Annotated in this window: 8 protein-coding genes; 6 read left to right on the forward strand and 2 right to left on the reverse strand. The window is 62.7% G+C overall.

What is annotated here, in order from left to right; all coding sequences use genetic code 11:
- Nucleotides 1-183: 183 nt before the first annotated feature.
- Nucleotides 184-1101, forward strand: coding sequence for a LysR family transcriptional regulator (locus F1735_RS17640; protein ID WP_167238149.1), 918 nt, complete (start codon nt 184-186; stop codon nt 1099-1101).
- Here F1735_RS17640 and F1735_RS17645 read toward each other — a convergent pair.
- The gene (locus F1735_RS17645) at nt 1098-1505 is read right to left on the reverse strand and encodes an iron chaperone (RefSeq protein ID WP_167238150.1); all 408 of its coding nucleotides are present in this window, start codon (nt 1503-1505) and stop codon (nt 1098-1100) included. The genes F1735_RS17640 and F1735_RS17645 overlap by 4 nt on opposite strands.
- Before the next feature lie 150 nt (nt 1506-1655).
- Here F1735_RS17645 and F1735_RS17650 point away from each other — a divergent pair, with 150 nt between their 5' ends.
- From F1735_RS17650 to F1735_RS17665, 4 genes are all read left to right on the forward strand, one after another.
- Entirely contained in the window at nt 1656-2123 is a 468-nt protein-coding gene (locus F1735_RS17650) for an STY0301 family protein (protein WP_167238151.1), read from the forward strand.
- 157 nt (nt 2124-2280) lie between these two features.
- The gene (locus F1735_RS17655) at nt 2281-2772 is read left to right on the forward strand and encodes an Hcp family type VI secretion system effector (protein WP_167238152.1); all 492 of its coding nucleotides are present in this window, start codon (nt 2281-2283) and stop codon (nt 2770-2772) included.
- A gap of 12 nt (nt 2773-2784) precedes the next feature.
- Nucleotides 2785-3240 carry a BPSL0067 family protein gene (locus F1735_RS17660; protein ID WP_167238153.1) on the forward strand — a complete coding sequence of 152 codons (456 nt, stop codon included), beginning with the start codon at nt 2785-2787 and terminating at the stop codon, nt 3238-3240.
- The gene (locus F1735_RS17665) at nt 3237-3668 is read left to right on the forward strand and encodes an STY0301 family protein (RefSeq protein ID WP_167238154.1); all 432 of its coding nucleotides are present in this window, start codon (nt 3237-3239) and stop codon (nt 3666-3668) included. Before F1735_RS17660 ends, F1735_RS17665 begins: the two co-directional genes overlap by 4 nt.
- A gap of 100 nt (nt 3669-3768) precedes the next feature.
- Here the strand turns inward: F1735_RS17665 and F1735_RS17670 are convergent, their stop codons facing one another.
- Nucleotides 3769-4383, reverse strand: coding sequence for a TetR/AcrR family transcriptional regulator (locus F1735_RS17670; protein WP_167238155.1), 615 nt, complete (start codon nt 4381-4383; stop codon nt 3769-3771).
- A 79-nt stretch (nt 4384-4462) separates the two neighbouring features.
- Here F1735_RS17670 and F1735_RS17675 point away from each other — a divergent pair, with 79 nt between their 5' ends.
- Nucleotides 4463-5548 (forward strand): aldo/keto reductase, encoded by a 1086-nt coding sequence (locus F1735_RS17675; RefSeq protein WP_167238156.1) that lies wholly within the window; start codon nt 4463-4465, stop codon nt 5546-5548.
- The last annotated feature ends 452 nt before the right edge of the window (nt 5549-6000 follow it).

Raw genomic sequence — 6000 nt, forward strand, 5'->3', positions numbered from 1 at the left:
TCGAAATCCTTGGGCAGTCGTTTCCTTCTAGGCTAGACCATGCCGCGTCCTCGATAACAGCAATATGCTCGGTGTGCGCATTCTAAACCGGCCCGCCAGGCGAGGCGCAAGGATGGGATAATCGGCCATGCGCCTGTCCCTGTTGCGCCGCATCCTCGCGAAAACCGGTTCTGGAGCCTACTTATGCTGATGCTGTCGAAACATTTACCCAGCACCAGGGCCTTGCAGTGCTTCCTGGCGGTGGCGCAAGAGCTCAATTTTCGCCGCGCCGCCGAGCTGATGAACATGTCGCAGCCGCCGCTGTCGCGCCAGATCCAGGGCCTGGAAGAGATGCTGCGGGTGCGCCTGATCGAGCGCGACACGCAGCGCGTGAGCCTGACCCCGGCCGGCGTCGCGTTCAGGGTAGAGGCGCACAAGCTGCTGCTGGCGCTGGACGCCGCCGTTGGCGCCGTGCGGGCGAGCGTGGAGGACGCCGGTGCGGTACGCATGGGCCTGACCAGCGTGATCAATCACGCGCTGATGCCGGCCTTGCATGCGCTCGTGACCGATGCGGCCTTTACCGGCGGGCGGGCCTTGGAACGGGCATGGTCGCGCCAGTTGGCCGAGCGCGTGAGCAGCGGCGCGCTCGATCTGGCGATCGTCGGCGATATCGCCGCGTCGGGGGCGGACCTGACGGTCGAGCTGCTCGCTTGCGAGCCGATGATCCTGGTCTTGCCCGAGTCGCATCCGGCGGCGGCGAACGCGCAGGCCGACCTGGCCGACGTCGTCGACTTGCCGCTGTTCTGGTTTGCGCGCGCCGACAATCCGGCTTTTTACGACAAGTGCGAGCGCGCTTTCAGGCGCCTCGGCTATGCAGCCCCGCGCCGGCCCGAACCGAAAGACTTCACGCTGCTGCTGGCCGCGGTGGCGGCGGGCGAGGGCGTGGCGCTGTGCCCGCAATCGATGCGGGCGACCTCGCGCCTGGGCGTGGCTTACCGCGCGCTGCCGCCGGCGGTGGCCCGCTTGTTGTCGATCGACGTGCAGGTGGTCGCGCGCGCGCACGAAACGCGCCCGGCGGTGCTGGACAAGATCGCGCATATCCGCATGGCGCTGGCGCGCTAGCCTTCACTTTTGGCGCTTGCGGCGGGCTTGGCCTGCTTGCGCCAGAAGGTCGCACAACCGGCTTTGTCGGCAATATTGAAGCCGATGATGTTCCCGAGCAGGGAAAAAGCGAGCTCGGCGCGCCAGGGAATGCGGATCAACAGTTTGGTGTGCTCGTAGCCGGCCTGCTCGATCTGGCTGGAGAAGTGCGCGATGGCGGCCGCTTCGGGGGCGAGCGCGAGATGATGGCGGGCCGTGCTGAAAGCAACGATAAAGGTGCCGTGATCGGTGAACATGGGCTGGTTCCAGGCAATCCTGCGTTCGAGCGCGGGGAATGCCTGGCTGACCCAATCGAGTACCTCGCTCGTTCGCGCGCGCTGGGACGGCTCGTCCATCTGTGCCAGGTAGTCCGAAAAAACGTTCATGGTGTACCTCAGGAATGACGTTGATTTTGCGCAGGCCTACGATGTTACCTCAGCATTGACGACATGCCGGGCCCGTAGTGTCGACATTCATTGGCAATCGCATGATGTTGCCGCGATAATATTATCCAGTCGAACTTTTTGGGAATTAACATGATCAGACAATCTCTATCTTCAGGTCGCGGCGCCGTGGAAGCGCTTTTGCTGGCAGCGATTTTCCTGTCCTCGGCAGCGCAGGCCGTCGAGGTGACGTGTCCTGACTTCTATCGGAGCAAGACGCTGACGCTGGCGCCGGATTCGTCCGATCCGGAAGGGCATGGACTGCTGAAACCGGCGCATCTGAGCTATACGTATATTCACGACGGTGATCTGTACAGCGAGCAGACCCTGGTTCCTCCCGCTTCCACGAAGGTGAAGGGGGGGTGGCAAACCGAGTTCAGCGTCGTTCCGGAGACGGACAACTGGCTGGTCTGCGGATATGGCGGCCAGACGTGGGGCGATGGGAGTCTGGAGCGTTGGCAACGGCTCGACAGCAAGCTGAGCTCGTGTGTATTGCGCGTCACGCAGACCAAGGAGCCGCGCAGCCAAACGGTTTGGAAGGCCCGGGCGAGCTGCAAGTAATCATCCTGATGCGGTCCGGATCAAATCAGCTTCCCGACACAAGTCTCATGATTGTCCGAATTGTATCAATCCGAAGTCTGCGATTTAACATTAATTTATTGGCAATACTGCCGCGTTGCAGCGATAATACTGATTAGTTAATATTTTTGGAGTCAACATGGCAACAGATGTCTACATGCAACTCGACGGTATCAAGGGCGAATCCACGGATGCGGGCCACAAGGACTGGATTGAAGTATCGCGCGTGACCTGGAGCGTGTTCCAGCCGGGCGCATCGACAGCGTCGACGGCCGGCGGGATGACCACCGGCAGGGCGGAACTGTCGGACCTGTCTTTCAAAAAATTTGCTGACATGGCGTCTCCGATCCTGCAGCAGCACTGCGCAATGGGCAAAACCATTCCCAAAGCGTCGTTCCAGTTCATGCGCGCCGATGGCGATGGCAAGCCGGTCAATTACTACACCGTGGATCTTGAAAACGTGATCGTCTCGAGCGTCACGCCAGACAGCGGCGACAGTGGTATCGTGATTGAATACGTGCATCTGGCGTATTCGAAAATGAAATGGAAATACACCCGCCAGGGCATCAAGGGCGGACCAGAAGGCAACTCCGCCGGCGGCTGGGATTGCGCATCGAACCGCTGCGCGTAAGGGGAGGTCGCAATGCCTCACCCCGTTGTTTATCGTGGCGACCTGGATGACTTGATGGCGGAGTGGAAGCGCACTGACACGAAAAAGATCGATAATGGGCAGTGCGTGCGCTTGCCTCAAGAATACACCAGTGTTGGCCATACAAGCAGATGGCAACGCGGGGCCAGGGTGCTCGATTTGACTACCCTGGCGCCTGGCACGGTCATCGCCAACTTCAAACTCGTGAATAACAAATGGCGGTTTCCAAACGAAAAAGGGTGGCATGCCGCACTATTTCATAGTTTCGCCGACATCGAGAGAGATGCTAAAGGGAAGCCTACTGCTTTTTTTATGGTTGATCAGTGGGTAAGCAAAGCTCCGGGGAAGCGCGGAGTAAAGACCTGGACAGCTGCGGAAAAGAAAAGCAATATCAAACTGCGAGAGGCATCAAACGACGCCACGGAATTTTACGTAGTGGTCGTGCAATGAAAACGCTGTTGCTGACAGCGATGATCCTGTCCTCGGCGGCCCACGCCGTCGAGGTGAAATGCCCGGATGTCTATCCGCCCAAGACGCTGACATTGGCGCCGGATTCGTCCGATCCGGAAGGCCACGGCCTGATGAAGCGGGCGCATCTGAGCTATACGTACATGCAAGAGGGCGAGCTGTACAGCGAGCAGACCCTGGTTCCACCTGCCCCCGTGAAGGTAAAAGGGGGATGGAAAACCGAGTTCGGCCTTGCTACGGAGATGGACAACTGGCTGGTGTGCGTGTATGGCGGCGAAACGTGGGGCGTTGGACGTCTGGAGCGTTGGCAACGGATCGACCGCACACTCACGACGTGTATATTGCACGTCAAGCAGACCAAGGTGCGGCAGAACCCTTACATCTGGACCGCCTGGGCCGTTTGCAAGTGAGAAGTTGAGCCCGCCGATCAAGTCCTGCAGATTGCATGTCGGAGAGGTCACGTCGCGGATGTACCCAAGCGGGTACACCGTGTACGCCACCTGCAGGTAATCAAGCAGGCCCTGCACGAAACGCATGCATCGCCTGCGCCGCTACGCCCAGCAAGACATCGCGCCCGAGCCCGTCGCGCGCCAGCACCGACATGCCCTGGATCACGCCGATCGCCAGATGCGCCAGGGCCGGCGCATCCGTGTCCGCAGCCAGCAGGCCCAGCGCGACGTCGCGTTCGATCCTGCGCCGCACCAGCGCCGCAATCTCGCGCCGCACGCCGGCCACCGTCGCCTGCACATCCGCGCTGGCCGCCGACCCGCTGGCCGTGGCGCTGGCCAGCAGGCAGCCGGGCGGCGTCGATTCGCCGGTAAATCCTGCGGCGGCCCCCTCCAGCATGCCCAGCACTGCAGCGCGCGCGCTTGGCGCGGCATCGAGGGCGGCGCCGATCGCCGCCGGGTCGCCCGCATACAGCCGCACCGCCTCCAGGAACAAGCTCTTTTTGTCGCCGAACGCCGCGTACAGGCTGGGGGCGGTCACGCCCATCGCCACCGTCAGCTCCGCCACCGAGGTGGTTTCGTAGCCGTGCCGCCAGAATGCATGCATGGCGCGTTCCAGCGCCACGTCGCGTTCGAACGACAGGGGACGACCGGTTTTCTTCGCTCGAGGTTGTTTCATAGCGATCATTATAAAAAAGATTGACCATGCTGCGCAAGCATGCCAGACTTTAATAACGATCACTATGAAAGATAAAGACATGGACCTTACCGCTTATCGCACCGTCGGCCGCTCCGGCCTGGTTGTCAGTCCGCTGGCGCTGGGCACCATGACGTTCGGCACGCCGCGCTGGGGCGTCGATGAAGCCGGGGCGCGGACGCTGTTCGATACCTACCTCGGCCAGGGCGGCAATCTCATCGACACCGCCGACATCTATTCGGGCGGCGCCAGCGAAGAGATGGTCGGCCGCTTCATCGCCGACGCCGGGGTGCGCGAGCGGGTGGTGCTGTCGACCAAGTTCGGCTTTAACGCTTCGGCCAGCCCGTTGGCGGCGCACGCGGTGCAAGCGGGCAATCCGAACGCCGGCGGCGCGGGCGCCAAGAACATCCACCGCGCGCTGGACGCCTCGCTCAAGCGCTTGGGCACCGATTACATCGACCTGTACTGGATGCACATCTGGGACGGCGTCACCCCGGTCGAGGAAATCATGCAAACGCTCGGCGACCTGGTACGGGTCGGCAAAATCCGCTATGTCGGCTTTTCCGACATGCCCGCCTGGCTGGCGATGAAGGCGGCCACCATCGCCGCCGAGCGGCGCGTGCCGGGACCGGTGGCGATGCAGCTGGAATACTCGCTGGTGGCGCGCGATATCGAGCGCGAGCATGTACCGGCCGCGCTCGAGGCCGGCATGGCGGTCATGCCGTGGAGCCCGCTGGCGGGTGGGTTTTTGTCAGGGAAATACCAGCGTGGCCAGGGCGCCGGCGCGGGGCGCCTGGGTGGCGCCAATCCATTTGGCGACAGCAAGTTCACCGAAAAGAACTGGGCGATCCTGGACGTGCTGACCGAGGTGGCGGCCGAACAGGAACGCGCGCCGGCCCAGGTGGCGCTGGCGTGGGTGCTGGGCCGCCCGGGTGTGGCCACGGTGCTGGTCGGGGCCAGCACGCCGGCGCAATTACACGATAACCTGGCCGCGCTCGGCTGCACGCTCACGCCCGGCCAGCGCGCGCGCCTCGACGCGGTCAGCGCCATGGCGCCCGGGTTTACCGACAGTCTGGCCAGCCCGGCCATCCGGCGCATGGTGTTTGGCGGCCACGACGTGCGCGGCTGGGGCGAGCGAGCGTCTTAGCCGCCCCTGGCTGGAGTGCGGTTTATTGCGCGCCAATCAGCTGGCGCGCAGTCCATGATCCAGTTTTCCGCCCAGCTGTGGCCGCCATCGCGCCACACGGCCTTGCGCCAGCGGCACGAAGCGGCGCCGATTCGGTCCCAGACCCCGCGCACGATGAGCGCCTGTCCGTCTTCCACCATTGTTTGTCCTTGAACTGCCTGTGCCTGATTTTCCACTCGCCCGACAAAAAATTGACGTCGCCCGGCTTGCCGCCGCTGGCGTTGCGGCGGTGCTGCTTGCGCCGGGCTGGCCTGCCGCGACGAGGCCGGCGGCCGCCTGCATCAGCATGTAGGGCGATTGCATGAAGGCTGGGACGTCGCGGTGAGCAAAGATTGTAAATATTGCTTGTAAACTCGCCGAGAAAGGCGTTTACTCTTGATATTTGGACGCGAGAATGACACACGGACCGATGT

Origin of the sequence: Massilia genomosp. 1 (assembly GCF_011682185.1) — a bacterium.
GTDB classification, from domain to species: domain Bacteria; phylum Pseudomonadota; class Gammaproteobacteria; order Burkholderiales; family Burkholderiaceae_D; genus Telluria_A; species Telluria_A rubra.

What these genes read in the sequence shown, in the direction of transcription:
- F1735_RS17640 (WP_167238149.1), top strand. Translation starts at nt 184, where the DNA reads ATGCTGATGCTGTCGAAACATTTACCCAGCACCAGGGCCTTGCAGTGC.
- F1735_RS17645 (WP_167238150.1), bottom strand. Translation starts at nt 1,505, where the DNA reads ATGAACGTTTTTTCGGACTACCTGGCACAGATGGACGAGCCGTCCCAG.
- F1735_RS17650 (WP_167238151.1), top strand. Translation starts at nt 1,656, where the DNA reads ATGATCAGACAATCTCTATCTTCAGGTCGCGGCGCCGTGGAAGCGCTT.
- F1735_RS17655 (WP_167238152.1), top strand. Translation starts at nt 2,281, where the DNA reads ATGGCAACAGATGTCTACATGCAACTCGACGGTATCAAGGGCGAATCC.
- F1735_RS17660 (WP_167238153.1), top strand. Translation starts at nt 2,785, where the DNA reads ATGCCTCACCCCGTTGTTTATCGTGGCGACCTGGATGACTTGATGGCG.
- F1735_RS17665 (WP_167238154.1), top strand. Translation starts at nt 3,237, where the DNA reads ATGAAAACGCTGTTGCTGACAGCGATGATCCTGTCCTCGGCGGCCCAC.
- F1735_RS17670 (WP_167238155.1), bottom strand. Translation starts at nt 4,383, where the DNA reads ATGAAACAACCTCGAGCGAAGAAAACCGGTCGTCCCCTGTCGTTCGAA.
- F1735_RS17675 (WP_167238156.1), top strand. Translation starts at nt 4,463, where the DNA reads ATGGACCTTACCGCTTATCGCACCGTCGGCCGCTCCGGCCTGGTTGTC.